Annotated in this window: 24 protein-coding genes; 9 read left to right on the top strand and 15 right to left on the bottom strand. The window is 71.1% G+C overall.

Annotated features, from left to right (window positions below; genetic code table 11):
- Positions 1 to 43 precede the first annotated feature (43 nt).
- From ABD208_RS09200 to ABD208_RS09185, 4 genes are read left to right on the top strand one after another with little or no spacing between them, the layout of a single operon-like run.
- Positions 44 to 745 (top strand): hypothetical protein, encoded by a 702-nt coding sequence (locus ABD208_RS09200; RefSeq protein WP_344101813.1) that lies wholly within the window; start codon positions 44 to 46, stop codon positions 743 to 745.
- Entirely contained in the window at positions 742 to 1,065 is a 324-nt protein-coding gene (locus ABD208_RS09195; RefSeq protein WP_344101811.1) for a DUF6507 family protein, read from the top strand. Before ABD208_RS09200 ends, ABD208_RS09195 begins: the two co-directional genes overlap by 4 nt.
- Positions 1,062 to 1,418 (top strand): hypothetical protein, encoded by a 357-nt coding sequence (locus ABD208_RS09190; RefSeq protein WP_344101809.1) that lies wholly within the window; start codon positions 1,062 to 1,064, stop codon positions 1,416 to 1,418. Before ABD208_RS09195 ends, ABD208_RS09190 begins: the two co-directional genes overlap by 4 nt.
- A gap of 30 nt (positions 1,419 to 1,448) precedes the next feature.
- Positions 1,449 to 1,724: a hypothetical protein gene (locus tag ABD208_RS09185; RefSeq protein WP_344101807.1), complete on the top strand. Its 276-nt coding sequence runs from the start codon at positions 1,449 to 1,451 to the stop codon at positions 1,722 to 1,724.
- Between the two features lie 11 nt (positions 1,725 to 1,735).
- Here the strand turns inward: ABD208_RS09185 and ABD208_RS09180 are convergent, their stop codons facing one another.
- Positions 1,736 to 2,164, bottom strand: a complete 429-nt coding sequence (locus tag ABD208_RS09180) for a hypothetical protein (protein ID WP_344101805.1) — start codon at positions 2,162 to 2,164, stop codon at positions 1,736 to 1,738.
- 82 nt (positions 2,165 to 2,246) lie between these two features.
- Here ABD208_RS09180 and ABD208_RS09175 point away from each other — a divergent pair, with 82 nt between their 5' ends.
- On the top strand, positions 2,247 to 3,941 hold the full coding sequence (locus ABD208_RS09175) for an ATP-binding protein (RefSeq protein WP_344101803.1): 1,695 nt from the start codon (positions 2,247 to 2,249) through the stop codon (positions 3,939 to 3,941).
- Positions 3,942 to 4,201: 260 nt separating this feature from the next.
- Here the strand turns inward: ABD208_RS09175 and ABD208_RS09170 are convergent, their stop codons facing one another.
- Together ABD208_RS09170 and ABD208_RS09165 are read right to left on the bottom strand one after the other, a co-directional pair.
- A complete protein-coding gene (locus tag ABD208_RS09170; protein ID WP_344101801.1) occupies positions 4,202 to 4,804 on the bottom strand; it encodes a hypothetical protein in 603 nt (200 codons plus the stop codon).
- Positions 4,805 to 5,106: 302 nt separating this feature from the next.
- Positions 5,107 to 5,697, bottom strand: a complete 591-nt coding sequence (locus tag ABD208_RS09165) for a DUF6318 family protein (RefSeq protein ID WP_344101798.1) — start codon at positions 5,695 to 5,697, stop codon at positions 5,107 to 5,109.
- 233 nt (positions 5,698 to 5,930) lie between these two features.
- Between ABD208_RS09165 and ABD208_RS09160 the strand changes: the two genes are divergently transcribed.
- Together ABD208_RS09160 and ABD208_RS09155 are read left to right on the top strand one after the other, a co-directional pair.
- Positions 5,931 to 6,245 (top strand): helix-turn-helix domain-containing protein, encoded by a 315-nt coding sequence (locus ABD208_RS09160; protein ID WP_344101797.1) that lies wholly within the window; start codon positions 5,931 to 5,933, stop codon positions 6,243 to 6,245.
- The gene (locus ABD208_RS09155) at positions 6,242 to 7,129 is read left to right on the top strand and encodes a phosphotransferase enzyme family protein (RefSeq protein WP_344101796.1); all 888 of its coding nucleotides are present in this window, start codon (positions 6,242 to 6,244) and stop codon (positions 7,127 to 7,129) included. Before ABD208_RS09160 ends, ABD208_RS09155 begins: the two co-directional genes overlap by 4 nt.
- A gap of 7 nt (positions 7,130 to 7,136) precedes the next feature.
- Here the strand turns inward: ABD208_RS09155 and ABD208_RS09150 are convergent, their stop codons facing one another.
- Positions 7,137 to 8,540, bottom strand: a complete 1,404-nt coding sequence (locus ABD208_RS09150; RefSeq protein ID WP_344101793.1) for a hypothetical protein — start codon at positions 8,538 to 8,540, stop codon at positions 7,137 to 7,139.
- A 181-nt stretch (positions 8,541 to 8,721) separates the two neighbouring features.
- On the opposite strand from ABD208_RS09150, the gene ABD208_RS09145 reads away from it, so the two are divergent.
- Complete coding sequence (locus ABD208_RS09145; RefSeq protein WP_344101791.1) at positions 8,722 to 9,255, top strand: MarR family winged helix-turn-helix transcriptional regulator; 534 nt, start codon at positions 8,722 to 8,724, stop codon at positions 9,253 to 9,255.
- Between the two features lie 21 nt (positions 9,256 to 9,276).
- Here the strand turns inward: ABD208_RS09145 and ABD208_RS09140 are convergent, their stop codons facing one another.
- The 7 genes from ABD208_RS09140 to ABD208_RS09110 all read right to left on the bottom strand — a co-directional run bounded on the left by ABD208_RS09140 (position 9,277) and on the right by ABD208_RS09110 (position 16,563).
- Positions 9,277 to 10,662 (bottom strand): MFS transporter, encoded by a 1,386-nt coding sequence (locus ABD208_RS09140; protein WP_344101789.1) that lies wholly within the window; start codon positions 10,660 to 10,662, stop codon positions 9,277 to 9,279.
- 92 nt (positions 10,663 to 10,754) lie between these two features.
- Positions 10,755 to 11,582, bottom strand: coding sequence for an acetylxylan esterase (locus ABD208_RS09135; protein WP_344101787.1), 828 nt, complete (start codon positions 11,580 to 11,582; stop codon positions 10,755 to 10,757).
- Positions 11,583 to 11,681: 99 nt separating this feature from the next.
- A complete protein-coding gene (locus tag ABD208_RS09130) occupies positions 11,682 to 12,659 on the bottom strand; it encodes an acetylxylan esterase (RefSeq protein WP_344101785.1) in 978 nt (325 codons plus the stop codon).
- Positions 12,660 to 12,758: 99 nt separating this feature from the next.
- The gene (locus tag ABD208_RS09125) at positions 12,759 to 13,451 is read right to left on the bottom strand and encodes a hypothetical protein (protein WP_344101783.1); all 693 of its coding nucleotides are present in this window, start codon (positions 13,449 to 13,451) and stop codon (positions 12,759 to 12,761) included.
- Between the two features lie 79 nt (positions 13,452 to 13,530).
- A complete protein-coding gene (locus tag ABD208_RS09120) occupies positions 13,531 to 14,085 on the bottom strand; it encodes a peptidoglycan-binding domain-containing protein (RefSeq protein WP_344101781.1) in 555 nt (184 codons plus the stop codon).
- A 187-nt stretch (positions 14,086 to 14,272) separates the two neighbouring features.
- On the bottom strand, positions 14,273 to 14,725 hold the full coding sequence (locus tag ABD208_RS09115; RefSeq protein ID WP_344101778.1) for an Lrp/AsnC family transcriptional regulator: 453 nt from the start codon (positions 14,723 to 14,725) through the stop codon (positions 14,273 to 14,275).
- Positions 14,722 to 16,563, bottom strand: a complete 1,842-nt coding sequence (locus tag ABD208_RS09110) for an ABC-F family ATP-binding cassette domain-containing protein (protein ID WP_344101776.1) — start codon at positions 16,561 to 16,563, stop codon at positions 14,722 to 14,724. Before ABD208_RS09110 ends, ABD208_RS09115 begins: the two co-directional genes overlap by 4 nt.
- Before the next feature lie 143 nt (positions 16,564 to 16,706).
- On the opposite strand from ABD208_RS09110, the gene lat reads away from it, so the two are divergent.
- A complete protein-coding gene (gene lat, locus ABD208_RS09105; protein ID WP_344102279.1) occupies positions 16,707 to 18,029 on the top strand; it encodes an L-lysine 6-transaminase in 1,323 nt (440 codons plus the stop codon).
- A 25-nt stretch (positions 18,030 to 18,054) separates the two neighbouring features.
- Here lat and ABD208_RS09100 read toward each other — a convergent pair whose 3' ends face one another.
- From ABD208_RS09100 to ABD208_RS09085, 4 genes are all read right to left on the bottom strand, one after another.
- Positions 18,055 to 19,008, bottom strand: coding sequence for a 4-(cytidine 5'-diphospho)-2-C-methyl-D-erythritol kinase (locus tag ABD208_RS09100; RefSeq protein ID WP_344101774.1), 954 nt, complete (start codon positions 19,006 to 19,008; stop codon positions 18,055 to 18,057).
- On the bottom strand, positions 19,005 to 19,883 hold the full coding sequence (gene rsmA / locus ABD208_RS09095) for a 16S rRNA (adenine(1518)-N(6)/adenine(1519)-N(6))-dimethyltransferase RsmA (protein WP_344101772.1): 879 nt from the start codon (positions 19,881 to 19,883) through the stop codon (positions 19,005 to 19,007). Before rsmA ends, ABD208_RS09100 begins: the two co-directional genes overlap by 4 nt.
- A gap of 53 nt (positions 19,884 to 19,936) precedes the next feature.
- Positions 19,937 to 21,337: an aggregation-promoting factor C-terminal-like domain-containing protein gene (locus ABD208_RS09090; protein ID WP_344101770.1), complete on the bottom strand. Its 1,401-nt coding sequence runs from the start codon at positions 21,335 to 21,337 to the stop codon at positions 19,937 to 19,939.
- Between the two features lie 310 nt (positions 21,338 to 21,647).
- A complete protein-coding gene (locus ABD208_RS09085) occupies positions 21,648 to 22,676 on the bottom strand; it encodes a resuscitation-promoting factor (RefSeq protein ID WP_344101768.1) in 1,029 nt (342 codons plus the stop codon).
- Positions 22,677 to 22,797 lie beyond the last annotated feature (121 nt).

Genomic DNA, 22,797 nt, shown 5'->3' with positions numbered 1-22,797 from the left:
CGTCGTCCTCACCCTGACGACCGCCTGCGCCCAGAGGAGCAGCGTGACCATCGAAGAGTACAGAGACCAGGCCGAGGAACTCGGCGCGTCCCTCTCCGAGACTGTGGAGGATGCCCCCCGCGACCCCAACGGACCAGATGGTCCGAACGACCTCGTCTCCAGCGGCGTCGGCCTGGTTGACGCCGAAGGTGGATTCCAGAGGGAGAACGCCTGGAAGTACTGGACGTGGGACAGCACCATCACCTTCGCCAAGGGCAGCGGGACCAGCCCGAAGGATGCTGCGGACCGCATGGCCGAGGCCCTGGACTCGAACGGATGGACTGGTACGAAGGATCCAGGTGAGACGGTCGGAACCTACGAATACCGACGACCTGACACCGACAACTCCAACGGCTGGTACGTCCAGCTCAGTTTTCGCCATCGGTCACAGCAACTGCACGTCAAGATCGTGAGCCCTTCCACCGACGCCAGCGATGGCACGAGCGCCGCGGCCCGTCAGTTCGACGACGTCGCATGGCGCCTGGAGACGATGCTCGCCACGGGCGAGCAAGCCCTGGAGGGCGAGCGCCTTTCCTTCATGTTTGGTTCCAAGGGCAGCAAGGCCGAGTTCCTCGACGCCATGACCCGCTGGAAGACCGCCGCCACGGAGATCCGCGAGTTCATCCGCGCCGCGCGCGAGGATCTCGGCCTCCCGTCCTCGAGCATCTCCCTGGTCGAGCAGTCGTTCCACCGGAGCACGTCATGAACGACGCCTGGGACATCCAGCCCGGCCAGGTCCGCAAGATCCTGTCCCGCACCGAGGCCGAACAGGAATCGCTGCGAGGCGTCCTGCGCGACGTCCAGAACCACGAGGCCACAAGCACCACCCCGGGCGCCCCCGCGATCGCAGCCTTCTTCCTCAGCCGCATCCAGCCGCTGCAATGGATTGACACCCGCATCACCGCCGTCGTCGACGGCACTGAACAAGCCGTCAAGGCCTACACCGACAGCGACCTCGAAATGGCCGCCGAACAACAGCATCACGCCTCCGCCATCGGTGGCCCCGTACCCAGCGCCCCTCGGTGATCAACGAGAAGCCTGCCTTGACATCTACCGAGGACGACGCGGATCCGCTCGGGACCTGGCTGCTCATGGCACTCGGGTGGCTCATCGCCGCGGTCTACTTCTTCGTTTCCTGGTGGTCGACCGGCGCGAACCTCTACGCCTTCGGTCCTCCTCCGGATCCATCGGAGGAATGGACCGCCTGGACGAGCTTCGCCGTGGGTTGGCTCGTGGCAATCGGCGGCCTCACTGGAATCACTTTCTGGGCCCGCGACAGGCTCCGCCAGGGACGATCCGCAAGCATGGTGGCGCTGATCCCTGTGTGCGTCGAGGTCCTCGTTGTCGTCTTGTTGGTCGCCGGCGCTGCCGTTTCCTGACCCCGAACCGCCCGTCAGCGATAATTCACCGTGCCTTCAAAGCGTGACAGCGCCGCTGGCCCTGACGTCAGCCACCAGAACTGCGATGCGAAGCCAGTGACCGCGAGCGCCCTCATGATCGCGGTGTGGGCCAATAACCACAGCAACGATGACGGTGACTCGGTCGAGCACGTCCGCCAGTGGCGGCAGTCCGACAACGCGAAACGGGCCGAAAAGCAGGAGCGGATTGCCACCGAGGAGAACCGCAGCACGGAGGAGATCGAGAACAGCCTGCACGCTCAGCTCGGTCTGGCCCCTCAGGGGTGATGTCATCGCCGTCAGCCCATGAACGCATCGCCAGCGATCGGATAGCCAGCCACGTGGCGATCGGATTGCCATGGGTCGTGCGATCGGATAGCCCGGCTGACGCCGGGCGGCGGCCATCCCTTGTGAGGCTGCCACCGCGGAACAAGGATCGCAGTTCTGCTGGCCAAATCTCGTAGTTCTGCAGCAGGATGTTCGTAGTTCTGCATCCACGGATCAGGGCTTCCGGCCCCTGAGGTTCTGACCGTCCGGTCGTGGCCGACGGCGGCCAGGTAGGCGTCGACGAACCACCGGGGCGCCGCCACCAGCAGATCCACAGGTCCAGCATCGACAGCGTGGTAGGCAACGGCGATGCCGTCCTTGTGCATCCCAAGAAGGTTGATCTGTTCACGATCCGCCTGGATGCACCCGTCGAAGCGCAACGAGCGCCGGATCAGTGACATCGTTGACAAGCCCTCCCATGGCATCTGACCTGGAAGATCGCTTCCAGTGGTGCATCAGTGACACTGGTCGTAGCCTGTGTATGTGAACTATGTCAGTCTTGATGTCAACGATGTCGTCGATTTGTTGCGCGCGGAGGGGAGCGATGTCAGCGGCATCGAAGCCAAGGCCGCTCACGAGGGGTATCCCAGGGATCTGGCGCCGACGCTGTCGGCGTTCGGCAACATGCCCGGAGGCGGCCTGATCGTGCTTGGCTTGGACGAGCGCGCCGGTTTCGATGTCGTCGGGGTCTACGACGCGGCCAATGCGCAGATGCGACTCGGGGCGCAGGCGCGAGATGCAGTCACTCCACCACTTCAGGTGTCGTTCGAAACGAGCGAGGTTGACGGGAACTCCGTCGTACTCGCCCGTGTGCGTGATCTTCCGGCCACTGACAAGCCATGTCAGGTCGTTGAGACGGGAGATGCGTATCTACGCTCGTACGACGGCGACTACAGGATCTCGGAGTTCGAACGTCAGGGGTTCGTGGCGAACCGCGGTGTGCCACGCCACGATCAAGCGCCGGTGGAAGGCGCTTCGCGTGAGGACCTTGACGACAAGCTGCTGGGGATCTACCTGGCGAACTGCCGGGGCCGTTCGCGACGTCTTGGGGCGATGACCGACGAAGAGATCCTGCGCCACACGTGGGTTCTGAACCACGAGGGCGCGCCGACCGTTGCCGGTCTCTACGCGCTCGGAGCGTACCCTCAGACGTTCCTGCCGACGCTGTCGATCACGGCAAGCGTCGCGCCTTTCCCAGGCGACCCACCGGGAACCCGGAGCTCCGATATCGCCCGCTTCGACGGACCTCTGCCGGAACAGCTTGACCAGGCGGTCGCCTGGGTGCGGCGCAACACTGCGACGCGGGTCCGGTTCGGTGCGGACGGTCATGGATCGGATGAACCCGCGTATCCGACCGATGCCGTGCGTGAACTGGTCGCGAACGCACTTGTCCACCGCGACCTCGGTCCGCATGCTCTGAATCAACGCGTGACGATGACGCTCAAGCACGACCGGCTCGTCATCTCCAACCCAGGCGGTCTGCTGGGACTCACGGTCGATCAGCTCGGTGCGAGATCCGGGGGCAGCGCTCGCAACCAGCGGCTGTACGACATCTCTCAGGATGTTCAGAGCGAACTCGGGCGGCGCGTGATCGAAGGAATCGGCTCAGGGATCATCACCGTACGAGAGTCACTGGCCAGTGCAGGGATGACTCCGCCGCATTTCATCGACGCGGGCATTCACTTCGTCGCCATCGTGCCCGATCACGCACTCCTGGATCCGGACGACTTGCGCTGGCTCGCCGCGCTTCCCGGGGCACATGGACTGTCCGATACTCAACGGCACGCGCTTGCCGCGATGCGTCACGGAGAATCGTGGACCAATCGTTCGCTGCGTGACAGGTTCCCCATGGACTCAACCGTGGCAAGAACGCTCCTCACAGACCTGGCGGAACGAGGTCTGGCCGTCGCGCTGGGCGACGGCGGCGCCCGCGTGTACAAGCTCGGTCCATCTGCGGGTGGCGCGGTGTCGCCAGCGTATTCGGCGCTCCCCACCCATGGGGAGACCATCCTGAACGTCCTGACCGGCGGGCCGCACGATATCAAGTCGATCGTCAAGGCCACCGAGCTATCGGACAGGCAGGTGCGGTACGCGATCAACCGAATGCTGGACGATGCGCTGGTCGAGAAGCTTGAAGGCCCCGGCCGTCAAGGCTCTCGCTACCGTCGAACGAATTGATCTGCCGGATCGCCCGGTGAGCGCGTTCACGGAACTCGATTGTCGGGACAGTGTCCCGACAATCTCCTCCGCCAGAGAGTCGTCGTCGCCCAATCCAGCGCGCGGCTCGGGATGCATTCGCCTGGGGCAGGCGATAATCGTTGACATCCTTTGACATACTTCGCCAGGCAGGGTCACTGGTGCCGCCGATTTGCTGCAGGCGCAAGGCCGCAACCTGCGCGTCGAACGTACTGATCGGTCGGATGGCCGGGCGAGCGCGTTCAGGATGTGATTTCTTCTACGAGCCGGGTGTGGGCTTCCAGGATGGTGATGGGAGTCGACGTCGACTCGGTGGTGGCGGTGCCGGGGACGTCTTGCCAGGTCGGGGTGCCGGGGAGGCGGAACTGACCGTGCCAGGTGGTGGTGATCCTGATCGTCGCCTTGCCCGGGGTGGTGTAGGCGTGGGTGATGGTGTGGTCCGGGTACGGGGCGCCTGGGTCCGTGGTGGTGGTCGGGTCGGCGCCGTCGCCCCAGTCCCAGGTGTAGGAGTCCGGGACCGCGCGGATGGTGACCGGGACCCCGAACAGGGTGACGTCGGCCTCGCGCGGCGTGTCGTCGGTGAAGGCGATGGTGTCGAGGTTGACGAGGGTGGTGCCGTCCGGCGGCTGGAGGCGGACGGCGCTGGGGCGGATGTTCATGTCGTGGAAGGCGCGGGCGGCCGCGGCAGCCAGGTCGAGCCGGCGGTCGCGCTCCTGGGGTGGGTCGACGCACGACTCGTCCGCGATCATCTCCGGGGTCGTCCAGCCGGTGGAGGTCCGCCGCTGCTCGAACAGGGCGCCGCGGGATTCCTGGCCCTCCGGGCATTCGATCCCGGTGTAGCCCACGCGCTGGGAATCGCCCTCACACCGCTCCCGCAGGGCAACCGCGGTATCGAGATCCCCGAGCCGACAGAGCGCGGGCGTAGCGCGCCAGCGGCGAACGGATGAAAGTACTGACGTGGTCACCTCACCCCGAGAATCCGCACCCGCCGGTGTGACATGTTGCCCATCACTCGCACGTTCAGCCGTGAGTTGGATCGAGTCACGATTGGTGTTGCCGAAGAAACTTGGGGCTGGCCCGGAATCGGGTGAGCCAGCCACAAGCAGAACCAGCAGAGTTGCCTGGATCGCCAAGAATCGGGTCATCGCTATTGCCCGCTGATCTCAGTGATACCCAGCACTACCCATGATCCGTCGCGTAGGCCGATCTCAACTCGAACATCACCATCACGGGCATCGGCTGTGGAAACTTCCGCACCCGTTTCGTCTTCGACTTTCGATGAAGACTGGGTGACTGTTAGGTCAAGAGGCCACGCGCTGGTCGGAGCGTCAGGGTCGTAAATCTGTTTGATCTCCGCCTGAGTGTCGCCTCCGACGAAGCGATTGCCTGCAGCGCTGATAGCACGGGCGTCCTTAAGAACGCCATCGCAAAATCCGCAAGCCTCGTGTGACATCGCCTCGAACTCCGCTGTGTCGGCCGTAGCCATCACGTACGGGTACAGCTCGATGAAGTACTCGGCCGCCGCCGCAGCGCCCCGGGCGTCGTCGCGCTCCATCGCCTGGGGGCGGTCCGGCTTCTGCACCTCTGGTGTCGCCGAGGCGTCACCCGACGGCGTGCTCGTCGCCGGCGTCGTCGTCCCCGAACCCGTCGGCTCCGGCGACGGCGTCGGCTCCCCCGTGCATCCGGCGAGCGCGAGCAGCAGGACCAGACCGCCCGCCATGGCGTGTCGAATGCGCACGACTCCCCCTGTCGCCGTCGTCGGACAGCGGCCTCCCGGACCGCCGCAACGTCCCAGACGCTATCCCCGCAGGTCGGATCCCGCACGGGCACCCTGTGGAAAACTCCGCGCCCGACAAATCCCCCCAACAGACATCTGCGACCAAGAGAGCGAACTAACCTCCGTCAAGCATCCGACAAATGGCCATGCACACATGGCCGACGTCAAGCGCCATCATCAGTGAACGTTGAGGAGTGTCCAAGTCACGCCCACTCACCGAATCCGAGGCGCAGGCGCTTGGCCACCGGATGCAGAAGCTCCGCATGGACGCGGGCCTCACCCAGGAGGCGGTCGCCCAGCAGGCGGGCATCAGCCGGAACCACTACCAGCTGCTGGAGCGCGGGCTGTCGGACCGCGCGAAGAACACGCCGTCGAACCCCGGCCTGACCACCGTCATGGACATCGCGGCGGCGATCGGCGTGACGCTCGCCGAGCTGCTCGCCGACATCGTCGACCCGTGGCCCGGCGAACCTGAGACCGAACACCGCGGCGGCCGACGCGACGCATGACCCCCTTCACCCCGGAGCGCGCCTGCGCCCTGCTCCGAAAGGCCTGCCTGACACTCGAACTTCCCGCCACCGGCGCCCGCCTGCTGCGTCTCAGTGAGAACGCGAGCTTCCGGCTGGGTTCCTCACCGGTGGTCGTCCGCATCGGCCGGTCTCCGGCCAAGACCGCCGTGGCCGCGCGCGAACTGGCCGTCGCGCGCCGGCTCGCAGAAGGCGACGTGCCGGTGGTGCGCCCGCTCGGCGACGCGACGGAGCCGACGTCGGTCGAGGGGCATCCCGTCACCCTGTGGCACTGGGTGGAACCAGGAGACCGCGCACCCGGCGTCGCCGACCTCGCTCGCCTGCTGCGGCTCCTCCACGACCAGCCCGGCCCACCCCCGGCCCTGCTCGGCGCGCCGAAGCCGCTGACGCTCTCCGAGCAACGGCTCGATGCCGCGACCGACCTCCCGCCGGCCGACCGCACCTTCTTCCGGGCCCTGGTCGCGGATCTCACCGCGGCCTACGCGGAACTGGAGTACCGCCTCCCGCAAGGCGTCATCCACGGCGACGCCCACCTGGGCAACCTCCTGGGCGGCGCCGGCGCGGCAGTGCTCGCCGACCTCGAGATGGCCGCGGTCGGCCCGCGCGAATGGGACCTCGTCCCGGTCGCCCTCGCCCGGGAACGGTTCGCGCGCAGCGAGCAGGACCACAGGACGTTCACCGACGCGTACGGCTACGACATCACCGCCTGGTCAGGGTTCACCGTGCTCCGCACCATCCGCGAGCTCTACGTCACGGTCTGGCTCGCCCAGAACCGCGGCCACGACCGCGCCGCGGCCGCCGAGTACGCCCTCCGCCGGGACAGCCTCCGGAAGGGGCACGACGCCGCCCGCTGGAACGCGTTCTGACGGCGCCTCAGCGGCGGATGGGGATCCGGCGCCGGCGGATCAGGTCCTGCGAACCCGCCAGGTTCACCGCCTCCTGCGACCGCTCCGACTCCTGGCGCAGCCGCGAGCGCTGCACCAGGGTCCAGGCGACGGCCGGCCCGGCGCCGACGATCAGGCAGACCGCCACGGTCGCGAGATAGACCGGCAGGTAGGCCGCACTGAACATGCTGGCACTCCCGTCCACCTCCGCGGCGTTCACCCCGAAGAAGGCCAGCAGCACCGTGACCGGGATCGCGAACGTGCTCGTCGACACCACGGCAAGACTCCAGCCGAACCGCCGCACGTCGTCGGCCCGGCGTTCGGCCGAGGCGATGGCCGTCGCCTCGGCACTCATCGCCTGCTCGTTCCGCGCAAGCAGCCGATCCACCACCTCGCACCGCTCCCGCAGCCCCATCGCGTCGAACAGCGACTTGTGGAAGGACAGCACCCGGAGCGACCGCACCACCAGGTCCAGCTCCCGCACGGACTCCACGTCGTGGCTCAGCTGGGTCTTGCGGCGGGCGATCTTCCGGGCGATCGGCTCCAGGGCGAGCCGCTGCTGCCGGGAGCCCGCGGTGGCGACGTCGTCGTGGAACCTGCGGAAGTCCTCGTTCGCGTCCTCCCAGATCTTGCGGGACATCACCTCGGCGCCGACGCACTGGACCGCGGACACGAGCGCCGCGTTCTCGACGTAGTCCTGCTGCCCGGCGAGCACGGAGACGTACGGCCCGACGGCGGCCGGCGCGTACGAGTGCCGGTTCAGCTCGCCGGGGAACTCGATCGACGACGACTCCTCGCTGGACGGCAGGTCGGCCCGGTAGACCAGGCGCTGCATGAGGTCGAAGCGCTCCGGACCCTGCCGGTACCTCTCCTCGAGCACCGGGAGGAAGACGAGCTGGTGCCGCTCGGGGGCCAGCCCCTCGGCCGCGGGGATCCCGCTCTCGCGCGCCAGGCGCGCGGCGAGGTCCGCGACGTCGGTGCCGGCGGCGGTCACGTCGCCGTAGTAGCAGTCCTCCAGCAGGTCGATGGCGTCGAGCGGCGCCCCGGAGAAATCGATCGTGAGGCCGACGACGGCGCGTCCGGACGGCAGCACGAAGAGCCAGACGCCTGCCCGCTCGGCGGTCCCCGCCCAGCGCCGGAAGCCCAGCTCCGCCGCGTCGAGCTCCCTGGTCGCGACCACCGCGGGGAGCTGATCGGCACCCCGCGTGTACGCGTCGGCGAGGCGGCCGAACCTCAGGCGCCCGGTGACCGGCACGATCCCGTCCAGGTCCTCGACGGGCAGCCATTCCGTGCCGTACACGTTGGTCACCCGGATGGTGGACCGGGCCGTCGGCGGGTCGAAGTAGGGATGGTTGCTCGCCGCTGCCACAGGATCCTCGTGCCATGCAGACATGGCCCGAGCGTATCGGGCTGGTCAAGGCACCTGCAGGGGGTTACGCAGGGCATCGCCGTCGTGCACGGTGGCACTCCGTCCGGTCAAGGCACACCGAGACAACCCACCGGCACCAGCTCCCCGAAAACCCCGCCGACCGGTCAAGACTCTTGACATCAAGAGACTCGGCTATTCTCACGTCATGGAGGAGCCCACCGGTGAGGTCCCCGGACAGCCCGAGACCGCCCCGCACGACGAGGTGGACCGCATCGTCGCGGCCTGGCGTCAGGAGCGCCCGGACCTCGACCTCGAACCGCTGACCGTCTTCAGCCGGATCTCGCGCCTGGCCCGCCACCTCGACCTCGCCCGCCGCCGCGCCTTCGCCCGGCGTGAGCTGGAGACCTGGGAGTTCGACGTGCTCTCCGCGCTGCGCCGCGCCGGCGAGCCATACCAGCTCTCCCCGGGCGCGCTCGTCCAGCAGACCCTCGTCACCAGCGGCACCATGACCAACCGCATCGACCGCCTGGCCAACCGCGGCTTCGTGGAACGCCACCGCTCCCCCGACGACCGCCGCGGCGTCCAGGTCGAGCTCACCCCGGAGGGCCTCAAGCGGGTCGACGCCGCCATGGCCGACCTCCTCGCCGTCGAGGCCGCCATCCTCACCACGCTCTCCAAGGAGGACCGGCCCCATCTGGCCGCCCTCCTGCGCACCCTCGCCACCCAGTTCGAGGAGTAGGGCCCCCGGGACCTACTCGGCTCACACCGCGGCACGCCGCGGCGGCCAGGTCGCCACGACCAGCGCGGCCGTCATCGCGAGCAGGACGCCCAGCACCAGCAGCAGCGGGAGGTCCCAGCCGCCGGCGGCGTCGTGCACCGCGAACGTGACCGACGGGCCCGTGAACGCGAGGACGTAACCGCAGAACTGCACCGTCGCCGCCATCTTGCGGACCGCGACCGGGCTGCCGGCGCGCTGCGCGACGATCGTGAAGATCACCGCGAAGTTGCCGCCCTGCGCGAAGCCCGCCAGCGAGCACCACAGCGCCCACCAGTCCGGCGCCATCAGCAGGCCCGCCGGGAGCGCGAGCCAGCAGGCCGACACCAGCGCCGACGCCGCCCAGAGCGGCACGCGCATCCCGCGCGACACCGGCAGCACGAGCGAGCCCAGCACCGCCACCCCCTGGAACAGCGATGCGGCGAGGCCCGCCTCGGTGGGCGCGAACCCGATCTCGTCGCCCAGCAGCTCCGGCAGCACGCCGGTCACCGCGAAGTAGGAGAACGACTGCCCCGCGAACGCCACCGCGAGCAACCAGGTCAGCGGCCGCCGGAACACCGACCCGGCCCGCCCGGCGAGCTGCGCGACGGCCACCGGCACCTCACCGGACGACGCCGCTCGCGACGACGCAACGTCCAACAACGCAACGTCCGACGACGCACCTTCCGACGACGCCGAGCCGGCCCGCCGCCCGCCGCCGCCGGCCTGATCACCGCCACCGGCCCGATCCCCGCCGCGCCCGCCACCCCGCCCGTCGTCGTCGGACATCCCCCGGATGATCCACGCCCACCACGCCAGGGCCACCACCGCCAGCACCGACCACGCGCCGAGCGCCGCCCGCCAGCCCAGCCACGCCGAGAGCGGGAAGGTCAGCGTGGTCGCGAAGACCGACCCGAGGTTCATGGCCGCCGTGTACATCCCGGTGGCGACGGCGGCACGGCTCGGGAAGTCGTGCGCGACGATCGAGGGGGCCGTCACGTTGCCGATGGTGATCGCGGACCCGATGATCGCGGTGCCGGCGACGGCGATCCACGCGCCCGCGTCCCCGCCCGCGGCGGACCGCACCAGCGTCCCGGCCAGCACGCCGATCACGGCGAACCCCATGGCCCGGTACGGCCCGACCCGCCCGATGATCCACGACGCGACCGGCGCGAACAGCGCGAAGCAGAGCACCGGGATCCCGGTCAGCAGGCCGGCGGCGGCGGGCGACAGGCCGAGGCCGTCGGCGACGTCGGGCAGCACGGGCGGCAGCGCGGTGATCGGCGAACGGAAGTTCAGCCCCACGACCATCATCGCGACGAGAAGCACACCCGCGCTCACCGCACGACGCGCGGTTGGAGGGGGAGTCGTGGTGGTACGTGTGGTGCTCACTCCCGTCATTCTGTCCGACGCCGCCTCCGGCTCCCCTCACCCGTCCACACCCAGCACCCCGGCGCCTCGGCGCCGTCGTCAGGCGGCGGGGGTCACGGCACCGCCCGCGGCTCGAAGACCGGGCCGAGCTCCGTGTGGTCGCGCAGCCAGCGCAGGTACGCGTCGTGGCGGCCCGCCGGGCCGGACCTGTCGACGGCGCGTTCGACGACGTCCGGGTCCGGCGCCGTCGTGCCCGACAGTTCCGCGACCACCTGCGCGGAGTGCGCGCCCCAGGCGTCGAGGACGTCCTGGGCTCCCGGCCCCGGGACCAGGAGCAGCGGCGACGCCGCGCGGCGGGCGAACGCCCGGACGGCGGGGGCGCAGGAGCCGGCGAACGGCGGCTCGGCGATCACGCAGGCCACGTCCTGCAGCAGCCCGGCCGCGGCGACCGCGGCCGGTCCCGCCCCGGCGCGGCCCAGCACCCCGACGCGCGACGGGTCCACGCCGGGCAGGGAGCGCATCTCGGAGACCGCCCGGACGGCGTCGGCCGCCACCTCGCGCTGGAACGGGTCGGCGGGGTCGCCGTCGTGCCGCATCTCGACGACCAGGTGGGCGCAGCCGCCCGCCGCGGGCCATGTGTGGTCGCGCAGCTTGCCCCGGCCGCCGGGCGGGACGAGCTGGACCAGCCCCGGCACCGCACCCGGCGGGTCGGCCGGCGTGACGAACCAGCCCGCCAGCTCGTGGTCGCCGAGGCCCGGGAGCGTCACCGAGTCGGCGGCCAGGCCGCGGGGCGCCAGCCGGACGGGTTCGAGCCGGGTGGCCGTCCTGGTGCGGCTCCGCACCAGGAGCCCGGACCAGAACTCGTCGAAGCCCGCGGGCTCGTCGGTGGCCGGCGGCGCCGCCGGGGCGAGCGCGACGGGTGGAATGTCGAACTCGGTCACGGGGGTATCCCTCCGTTGGGGTCGTGGTGCGTTGGGCAGGGTACTGCCCTTGTGTTGCCACGCCCTGCATACGAAGGGAATCACCTCCGACCACGCGTCCTACATCAGGTGCTCGGCCAGGAACTCCAGGTGCCGGGCGAAGCGGTACTCGGCGCCGCCCTCGTGACCGTTGTACGGGTAGACGTCGATCTGCGGCAGCGCCCCGCCCCAGTTGTTCCGCGCCGCGTACACGGTGGACGGCGGGCAGACCGTGTCCATAAGGGCCGTGGAGAACAGCGCGGGCGCCTGCGCGCGGCGCGCGAACGACACGCCGTCGAGGTACGAGAGCGTGCGCCAGGTGCGCGCCTCGGCCTCGGCCGAGCGGTGCACGTGCAGGTACTGCGTGATCTCGCCGTACGGGAACGCGTCGGTGATCCGTACGGCCCGCCGGTAGTGGCAGAGGAAGGGGACGTCCGGCAGGACGGCGCGGAGGCCGTCGGACAGGCCCGCGACGGCGATCGTGATGCCGCCGCCCTGGCTCGTGCCCGCGACCGCGACGCGATCCGGGTCGACGCCGTCGATCGCGCGGACGGCGTCCACCGCGCGCACCCCGTCGGTGAAGACGCGGCGGTAGAAGTGGTCGCGCGGATCCTCGATGCCGCGGGTCATGTAGCCCGGGCTGGACGGGCCGGAGCCGACCGGGTCCGGCGTCGCACCGCCCGCACCCCAGCCCGCGCCCTGGCCGCGCGTGTCCATCATGAGGTGGGCGTAGCCGGCGGCGGCGAGGCCGAGATGCTCGTGCGCCAGGCCGCGGCCGCCGTTGTACCCCTGGAACTGGACGACGGCGGGCAGCGGGCCCTCCGCGTGCGCGGGGCGGGTGAGCCACGCCTTGACGGGGTGGCCGCCGAAGCCGGGGAAGGTGACGTCGTCGACCGTCAGCTGGGTGAGGCCGATGTCGGCTCGCTCCAGCTCGGGTGCGCCCCCGAACGCGCGCGCCTCCGCGAGCGTCCCGGACCAGAACTCGTCGAAGTCGGCGGGCTCGTCGATCTCGGGCGTGTACTGCTCGAGCTCGGTGACCGGCATGTCGAACTGGGCCACTGCTACCTCCTGCTGCGCTGCGGAAGCGTCGATCTGCGATGCTACGGCGGGAGCTTAGCCCCGGCAGCCCGGAAGGTGGACCGCAGCGGTCAAGATCGCTCAGCCCGGGCCCACCAGGCTCCCCGCCATCCTCAGCAGTTCCTCGGCCGACGCGCCCGACCGCCCGTCCGGCGTCCGCCCGCGCACCGTGAGCAGCAGGTACGAGCCCTGCTCGTCGGTCCACTCCACCCGCAGCGGCCCGTACCCGTTGTTCTCGACCTGCGTCACGCGCGCCTCCCCACCGCCCTGCGGGAAGTCCTGCCACTCGATGCGGAGCGTATCGCCGCCCAGTTCCTCGGTCAGCGAGTCCGACCCGGGGTAGGCGACATACGTGATGGTGGTGGCCGGATGGATCGCGCCGGACGCGACCTCGGCGTCGGGCCACAACCCCGGCGCCGCGCCGGGCAGCAACTCCTCGTTCGCGGGGCCGTGCAGGTCGTAGACGACCCACGTGCCGAGCCGGTCCGGCGACGCGCTGTCGCCGAGCTTGCGCGAGATCTGCTCGGGGCAGGCGACGTCGGCCCGCATCACCGTCTCCGGCACCCAGGCGGGCTGCCGCAGCTTCGCGGCGCACGTGCCGGCGGTCAGCCGCCGCGCGTCGGCGTCCGGTTCGGTGGCGGGCGCCTCGCCGCCGCCCGACGTGACGAGGATCGTCACGAACACGACGACGAGCACGACGACGACGCCCACCACGCCGCCGAGGATCCACTCGTTGCGCCGGTTGGCCCGCGTGTAGTCGGTGATCACCGCCACGTCGCGACCTCCCCCGATGCGGGCCACGCCGCTCGTGCTCGCCCAGCCCCTCGCACCCGGGCCGGCCCCCGCACCCGGGTCATCCCTCGCACCCGAGCTCGGCGAGCTCGCCCCCCGAGAACTCGTAGGCGGTCTGCGACCCGACCGGGCTTGCGGCGACCCCGGGCTGCACCCAGGACGCCCAGTCGCAGTCCGCGTCGAGGAACCACGCGTCCCGGCCCCCGCGCGCGGGCCCGCCGCGCAGCAGCTGGTCCGCTCCCAGGCAGTTGTACTCCGGGGCGCAGACCGGCACGACGAGCGCGCGCATCGTCACCCAGGTGTTCGTGTTGACGCAGCCGTTCGCGGGCAGGCCGGTCCACGCCTGGAAGGCCCGCACCGCGTCGGCGGTGTTCGCGTCCCAGGTGCTGGTGGCGGGTTCGAGGGCGTGGGTGGCCGACAGGACGTTCTGCACCGCCAGCACGCCGCCCCCGGCGGTCGCCCCGACGTCGCCGCCGAGCGTGCCGGTGCCGCACTCGCCCACGGGGTCGTTCGCCGTCCACGCGTCCTCCGCGACGCGCCCCTGGAGGAACGCCGCGGTGATCAGCGCCGCCACGACGACGCCCCCTCCGACCTGCAGCCAGGTCCTCGCGCTCACCATTTCCCTGCGCCCACGGTTGGTCCGATTCCTAGCACGAATACCGCTATATCGCGCCAACCCTACCCAGGACCGAATCACCGACGAAACCCTGCCGCCGGGCAGGTGCGCCGGCTGAACATGTCATCTCGGCCGATGGCTGCGCTCCCATCGGCCGAGATGACATGGTCGGCTGCTTCAGGTCAGATTAGGGGGACTCCACCGGGCGGCCCTCGAAGTAGGTCTGGAGCACCACCGTGCTGCGGGTCGAGACCTTCGCCGTGCGGCGGATCTGGCCCAGCAGGTCCTCCAGCGCGCGCGGGCTCGCGACGCGCACCAGCAGCATGTAGTTGGAGTTGCCGGCCACCGAGTAGCACGCCTCGATCCCGGCGAGCCCGCGCAGCCGCTCGGGCGCGTCGTCCTCCTGGGCCTGGTCCAGCGGCCTGATCTCGATGAACGCGGTCAGGGGAAGGCCCACCGCCTCCGGGTCCACCACGGCGCGGTACCCCGAGATCACCCCGCGTGACTCCAGCTTGCGCACCCGCACCTGCACCGCCGAGAGCGACAGCCCGGTCAGCTCGGACAGCGCCGCGAGGGTGGTGCGCCCGTCGGCGCGCAGCGCGCTCACGATGGTGCGATCGGTGTCGTCGTCCAGGGTCATCCGGCTACCTCCGCCGCCTCGAGCCAGGCCATCTCCAGCTCTTCCTTCTCGGTGGCAAGTTCCTTGAGTCGTTCGTCCAGCCTGCCGACGGCACCGAAATCGGTTGCCTGCGCCGCCATCTCGTCGTGGAGCTTCGCTTCCTCCTCGGCGATTCTCCCCAATCGACGCTCGATCCGGGAAATCGTCTTCTTCGCGGCGCGGATGTCGGCCTGGGAGGGCTCGGTTCCCGTCGTCACCGGCTCGCCGCCTTCCGTCGGGCCGGTGCCCGACGACGTCGTCGACGCCGTGGCCGACGACGACGCCCCCGCGGAACCCGCCCCCGCGCGCCGCAGGCGGAGGTACTCCTCGACGCCGCCGGGCAGGTCGCGGATCCTGCCGTCGCCGAGCAGCGCGACCTGCCGGTCCGCGACGCGTTCCAGCAGGTAGCGGTCGTGCGAGACGACGATCAGCGTGCCGGGCCAGCCGTCCAGGAGGTCCTCCAGGGCGGCCAGGGTGTCGGTGTCCAGGTCGTTGGTCGGCTCGTCGAGCAGCAGCACGTTCGGTTCGGCGACGAGCAGGCGCAGCAGCTGGAGGCGCCGTCGTTCACCGCCCGACAGGCTGGAGACGACCGTGTACGCGCGCTCGCGCGTGAAACCCAGGCGCTCGGTGAGCTGGGCGGCGGTGAGTTCCTTGCCGTCGATCTCGATCCGGCCGCGCTCGCGCTCCACCACCTGGACCGCGGTGAGGTGGCCCAGGTCGTCGAGCTCGCGGACCTCCTGGCTGAGCTGGGCGACCTCGATCGTCTTGCCGCGCTTGACCCGCCCGGAGTCCGGGGTGCGGCGGCCGGCCAGCAAGGCCAGCAGCGTCGTCTTGCCGGCGCCGTTGACGCCCACGATCCCGTACCGGTCACCGGGGCCGAGGCGCCAGGTGACGTCGTCGAACAGGACCTTGCCGCCGAGCGACAGCGTCACGTCCTCCAGGTCGAGGACGTCCTTGCCGAGGCGGCGCGTGGCCATCTGCGTGAGCTCGAGCGTGTCGCGGGGCGGCGGCTCGTCGTCGATCAGCGCGGCGGCGGCGTCGAGGCGGAACTTCGGCTTGGACGTGCGGGCCTTGGCGCCCCGGTGCAGCCAGGCGAGTTCCTTGCGCAGCAGGTTGTTGCGCTTCTCGGCGGTCACGGCGGCGAGGCGCGAGCGTTCGGCGCGGGCCAGGATGTAGGCGGCGTACCCGCCGTCGTACCCGTCGACCTCGCCCGTCCCGTCGCCGCGCACCTCCCACATCCGCGTGCAGACCGCGTCGAGGAACCACCTGTCGTGCGTGACGACGACGAGCGCGCCGCGCGCGCCGGCGCGGCCGTACCGCTCGGCGAGGTGGTCGGCGAGCCAGGCCACGCCCTCGACGTCGAGGTGGTTGGTGGGCTCGTCGAGGAGGAGGATGTCCGGGTCCTCGGCGAGCAGGCCCGCGAGCGCGACGCGGCGGCGCTGGCCGCCGGACAGGGTGTTGACCTGGGTGTTCAGGTCGAGATCCGCCAGGAGCCCCTCGTGGACGGACCGGATGCGGGCGTCGGACGCCCACTCGTGGGTGTCGGCGGTCCCGTGGACCAGGTCCAGGATCGTCGTGTCCGCGGGCACCTCGTCGCGCTGGTCGAGCATGCCGAGCGTGGAGCCGCCCACCCGGGTGACGCGCCCGGCGTCGGCCTCGGACCGCCCGGCGAGGATCCGCAGCAGCGTCGACTTCCCGGCGCCGTTCGGCCCGACGACGCCCACCCGGTCGCCGTCGTCCAGCCCGAGGGAGACGCCGGAGAGCAGGGTGCGGGTCGCGATCCGCAGGGAGATGCCGTCGGCACCGAGAAGATGAGCCACGACGCCAAGGTTATGCGGCCGCACGTCCCCCGGCGGACGACGCCCGGCCCGCCGGGCGATCGCGGTCGCGCAACCTGCGCCAGGACAAAAATTCTCCCGTGGAAGCCTGTACGCGCGGAATATTCTCCCGTAGCGTGACGAGTATGACCGAGACGATCCTCTCTCCTTCCGAGGTGCTCCCCACCCTTCGCGAGCACCTGCTGGTCGACGGGTTCGACCTTGTCCTCGACCTCGACAAGTCCCACGGCTCCACGCTCGTCGACGCGCGTGACGGCCGCGAGTGGACGGACCTGTTCACGTTCTTCGCGTCGTCGGCCCTGGGGATGAACCACCCCGCGCTGGCCGAGGACCCGGAGTTCCGTGCCGAGCTGGCGCGCGCCGCGATCAACAAGCCGTCCAACTCCGACGTGTACAGCATCGAGATGGCGCGGTTCGTGGAGACGTTCGCGCGGGTGCTCGGCGACCCGCGGCTGCCGTACCTGTTCTTCGTGGACGGCGGCGCGCTCGCCGTGGAGAACGCGCTCAAGACCGCCTTCGACTGGAAGTCCCGGCACAACGAGGCGCACGGCCGCTCCCCCGAGCTCGGCACGCAGGTCATGCACCTGCGGCACGCCTTCCACGGGCGCTCGGGGTACACGATGTCGCTGACCAACACGGAGCCGGGCAAGGTCGCCCGGTTCCCGAAGTTCCACTGGCCGCGCATCCCCTCGCCCTACATCGCCCAGGGCCGCGACATGGACGCCGCCGAGGCCGTCGCGCTGGAGGCCGCGCGTTCCGCGTTCACGGTGAACCGGCACGACATCGCGGCGTTCGTCATGGAGCCGATCCAGGGCGAGGGCGGCGACCACCACTTCCGGCCCTCGTTCCTGCGCGGCATGCAGGAGCTGTGCCGGGAGTTCGACGCGCTGTTCGTCCTCGACGAGGTGCAGACCGGCGCCGGCATGACCGGCACGGCGTGGGCCTACCAGCAGCTCGGCGTCGAGCCGGACATCGTGGCCTTCGGCAAGAAGACCCAGGTCTGCGGGATCATGGCCGGCGGCCGGCTCGACGAGGTACCCGACCACGTGTTCGCGGTCTCCAGCAGGATCAATTCCACGTGGGGCGGCAACCTGGCGGACATGGTCCGGTCGCGGCGGATCCTCGAGGTGATCGAGCGGGACAAGCTGATCGACCGGGCCGGGCAGGTGGGGCAGGACCTGCTCCTGCGCCTCCGCGAGCTCGGCGCCCGCCACCCGGGCCTGGTCTCCGACGTGCGGGGCCGCGGCCTGATGTGCGCGCTCAGCCTCCCGTCCCGCGAGCTGCGCGACGCGGTGCTCACGCAGGTGTCCGACGCCGGCGTGCTCCTCCTGGGCTGCGGCGACCGCTCGGTCCGGTTCCGCCCGGCCCTCACGGTCGACGACGCCACGCTGACCCGCGGCCTGGAGGTCCTGGACCGCGCGCTCGCCTCCGTGACGCCCGCGGCGTAGCGGGCGGCCCCCTGGCGAGCCCGCGCTAGCGCGCGATGATGCGCGCCCCGGGCGCGGGGCCCGTGGCCGTCCACACCGAGTCGACGACGCCGGCGGCCGTCCACGCCGCCGCGATCGCGAGGGCGTGCCGGCGGCTGCGGGCCAGGGCGGCGACCGTCGGGCCCGAGCCCGAGACCAGGGCGCCCAGGGTTCCGGCGTCGCGGGCGATCTCCAGGACGCGGCCCAGCTCCGGGCGCAGGTCCAGGGCGGCGGCCTGCAGGTCGTTGTGCAGGGCAGCGCCCAGGTCCACCGGGTTGCCGGCGCGCAGGGCGGCCATCAGCTCGGCGTCGTCCCCGGGGCCGGGGACGGTGCCGCCACCCGGCGGCGTCGTCCCCGACAGCTCGTCGAACCGGCCGAAGACCGACGGCGTCGCCAGGCCCTCGGCCTGCACCGCGAACGCCCAGTAGAACTCGCCGCGCGTCAGGACCGGGGTGAGCACGTCGCCGCGGCCCGTGCCGACCGCCGTGTGCCCGAGCAGGGAGAACGGCACGTCCGCGCCGAGCCGGGCGGCGAGCTGCGTGAGCTCCTGGCGGGACAGGCCCGCCTCCCACAGCATGTCGCACGCGACGAGGGCCGCGGCGGCGTCGGCGGAACCGCCCGCCATCCCGCCCGCGACCGGGACGCCCTTGGTGACGTGCAGCGCGACGTCGGCGTCGAGGCCGGTGTGGTCGGCGACGGCGCGCGCCGCACGCCAGGCGAGGTTGGTCTCGTCGGTGGGGACGAGGCCGGCCTGCGGGCCGCTCACGGTCAGGGTGATCCCGGCGCCGGGCTGGGCCCGCGTCGCCGTGACCTCCTCGAAGAGGGACACCGCCTGGAAGATCGTGGACAGGAGGTGGTAGCCGTCCGGCTGGACGGGGCCGGAACGCAGGACCAGGTTGATCTTCCCGGGCGTGCGCACCGTGACCGACGGCTCCGGGGCCGCGTACAGGTGGCCCGTCATGCGGGAGGCTCCGGGGAGGGCGCGGCGCCACCGAGGTGCTCCGCGATGCGGGCGAACTCCTCCACCGTGAGCGTCTCGCCGCGCGCGCCCGGGTCGATGCCGGCGGCGCGCAGCGCCTCCTCGGCGGCCGCGCCCGACCCGGCCAGGCCGCTCAAAGCCGCGCGCAGGGTCTTGCGGCGCTGCGCGAAGGCCGCGTCGACCACCCGGAAGACCTGCTGCCGGGTCGCGCTGGTGGGCGGCGGGTCGCGGCGTTCCAGCGCGACGAGCGCCGAGTCCACGTTGGGGACCGGCCAGAACACGTTGCGGCTGATCGCGAGCGAGCGGCGGGCGGTCGCGTACCAGGCCGCCTTCACCGACGGGATACCGTAGACCTTGGAGCCCGGCTCCGCGGCGATGCGGTCGGCGACCTCGGCCTGGACCATGACGAGGATGCGCTCCAGCGAGTCGAAGCGCTCCAGGAAGTTCAGCAGGATGGGGACCGCCACGTTGTACGGCAGGTTCGCGACGAGCGACGTCGGCGGCTCGCCGGGCAGGTCCGCGACGTCCATGGCGTCGGCGTTGACGACGTCGAGGTGGGCCCGGGGGAAATGCTCCCGGGCCGTGACCGGCAGCTGCGTCGCGAGCGGCGGGTCGATCTCGACCGCCACGACCGAGGCGCCGGCGTCCAGCAGGCCGAGGGTCAGCGACCCGAGACCGGGCCCGATCTCCACGACCCGCTCCCCCGGGCGCAGGCCCGCCGCGCGGACGATCTTGCGCACCGTCCCGCCGTCGTGCACGAAGTTCTGGCCGAGCGTCTTGGTCGGGCGAACGCCAAGACGCCCTGCCAGCTCGCGGATCTCCGCGGGCCCGAGCAGGGCGCCTTGACGTGTGTTCACGTGGGTGAGCTTATCCGGAAGAGGACGATTCCACGTGGCGATCGGAGGCCGGGTCAGTACCAGCCGACCGATTCGCTGTGGCCCCAGGCCCCGCACGGGGTGCCGTAGCGCCCCGCGATGTAGTCCAGGCCCCAGGCGATCTGGGTGGCCGGGTTGGTCTGCCAGTCGGAGCCGTGCGACCCCATCTTGGAGCCCGGCAGGGCCTGCGGGATGCCGTACGCACCCGACGACGGGTTCATCGCCGTGTGGTCCCAGTTGGACTCACGCGTCCACAGCGCCTCGAGGCAGGTCCACTCGGAACCCGTCCAGCCGCGCGCGGCGGCCATCTGCTGGCCGATCTCGCGGTTCGAGCCGACGGGGGCGGGCGCCGCCGTCTCCGTCGTCGTCTCGCTCGACGCGGTGGTGCCCGACGACGTCGCGGCCTCCGCGGTGGTGTCCGGCGACGTGTCCGCGGACTCCGGGGACGAGGTCTCCTCCGGCGCGACCTCCGGCTCCGGGCGCTCCTTGGTGCCCTCGGCCACGACGCGCGTGACCGGCTTGTCCGTCACCTCGTTCGAGACCAGCTCCCGGTCGACGACGACGCCGTCGACGGTGGTCACCTCGTACTTCCGGGTGCGCTCACCGTCCTCGCCGGCCTCGCGGACCACGGGGCCCTCGTCGACGTACAGCGACGCGTCCTGGACGGTCCTGGAGTCGTTCTCGATGGTGGACGTCCTGGTGACGATCCGGGTCCTGACCCGCTCCACCTGGAGGGCGACCTCGGCGTCGGACTTCTTCGCGACCTGCTCGACGTCGGCCTCCTTGACGGCCTCGCCGCCGGCGGCGGCCAGATCGTCCACGGAGACGACGCTCACGCGGTCGTCCTCGTCGAGCTCGATGTCGAAGCGCCGGAGGATCTCCTCGACGCCGTCACCGTCGCTCTGCACCACGCGCGTGCTGCCGTCGGCGACGACCGCCACCGGGCCGTCGTCGTGCAGCCGCAGCGGGAACTCCGCGCGCTCGCCCTGACGCGAGGCGACGAGCCGCACGTCGGAACCGCGCGAGGCGAGGGTCGCCAGGGCGTCCGCCGAGTCGGTGACGTTGAGCCAGACGTCGGATTCCTTGCCGTCCGCCGAGACGGTGACCTCACGCCCGTACCGGACGACGACGTCGGAGCCGTCGCGCAGGGCGGTGTCCAAACCGGGTGCCACGGTGTCGCGGGTGTCGAGCCGCACACCCTCGGCGGCGAGGAGGCCCTCGACGTCGCCCGCGAACGTACTCACGGTGGTGGTCGTGCCGTCGACGTCGATCGTGACCGTCTTGTGGGCCTTGGCGAACGCGACCCCGCCCGAGGCGGCGATCGCGGTGGCCGCGATGCCGGCGACGAGCGGCCAGCGGCGGCGGGTCTTCGTGGTGCTGGAAGTGCTGGGATTACTGGGGAGGTTCGAGCCGGGGCTCAGTTCAAGGTTGTTCACTCGCGTCCAGTCTTCGGACTTCCCGGGCACGACGGCGAGAGCGGGCTGCCGTTTACCGGCACCCTCCACGACGGAATGTAGATTGTCGGGGTCTCGACGGCCGATCCGGCGGTCTCGACGCCACCCGCGCGCCCCTGTCGGAGCACCCTGGGAGGCGCCATCCCGCCTGCCCGGCGAATCGGACTCGTACACTATTCCGAATCACGCCTGCAAGCGAGACACTAGACCGTAACCGATCCGTTATCCCTCTGGCGAATCGGCATCCTGTGTTTCCGGTCACGAGCGAGATGTCTGCGTTCCCTTTGCGGGATCAGCGCAAGCCGAGCGCAGCCGAGCACGCCGGCCACTGCCCCCATCCGGCCTGCTCCTGGAGCACCTGGGCCCGCATCGTCTGCTCGGCCGCGGACGCCTCCGAGGGCAGCCCGGACCCGCCCGTCGCCCGCCAGGTCGCCAACGAGAACTGGTAGAGCCCGTAGTACCCGTTCCCGGTGTCGGTGGCGGGATCCCCGCTGGACTCACAGACACCGAGCGCGGCCCACACGTCCCCCGTGGGGACGGGCGCGCCGCCGGCCCCGCCGGCCGCCGGCCCCCACGCGCCCGGCGACCATGTCATCCCGGTCGATGGTCGCGGTGCCATCGACCCCGATGACATGGTCGCGCGCGGTGCGGCCGGGGCGGCGGGGGCGGGGGCGGGGGCCGCGTATTCGATGGTTTCGGTTGTTGCCGCGCTCGGCGGCGGAGCTTCGTAGGGCTCGTAGGCGTCGTTCTCCGCCTCGGTGTCGTACCGGGTTTCCTGCTCCAGGTCCGGTTCCGGCCTCGCGAGCGTCCCGTACTCGACGATCTCGTCCACCGGCTCGCGGGTCACGTCGTCGGACACCTCCCGGCGGGACTTCTCCTCGCCGTCGACGTACACCACCTCGAAGACCCTGGTCCGTACGCCCTCGACCCCCGCCCGCACCACCCGCTCGGGCAGGTCGGAGTACAGCGCGGGGTTCGCCCGCCGCACGCTCTCGAACGGGATCGCCGTGGTGGTCCGTTCCTCGACGGTCCCCACCCGCTGCCGGAGCGGCACGTTCGTGGCGAAGGTCGTGACCCGCACGAGCCGCCCGTCGACGTCGAGCGTCACGGTCTTGTGCGCGGCCCGGTAGGCGAGAACGCCACCCGCGACCACCGCGAGCAGCAGGACGACGAGCAGCACGGCCAGAACGGTCCGCCAGGTGACCGCCCGCTTCCCGCGGTCACCGGAACCGCTGCCCGCGATCCCGCCACCGGGCGCCGCGGTGCCCTGCCCGTGCGCTTCCGTGACCTCGCCGAAGATCTCGGCGTCGAGTGTTCTCACGAGCCGAACGTAACCCGGCCCTTTTCACCCGCAACCCGGGCACCGGCGTTCTGCAGCGATAACGGCACCCGAGTCCGTTAGTACAGGGCCGACACCCGCGCGGCGGGAAAAGCCACCGGCG

It is taken from the genome of Myceligenerans crystallogenes, assembly GCF_039529775.1.
Taxonomy (GTDB): domain Bacteria; phylum Actinomycetota; class Actinomycetes; order Actinomycetales; family Cellulomonadaceae; genus Myceligenerans; species Myceligenerans crystallogenes.
This window is presented reverse-complemented; position numbering and strand designations above follow the sequence as displayed.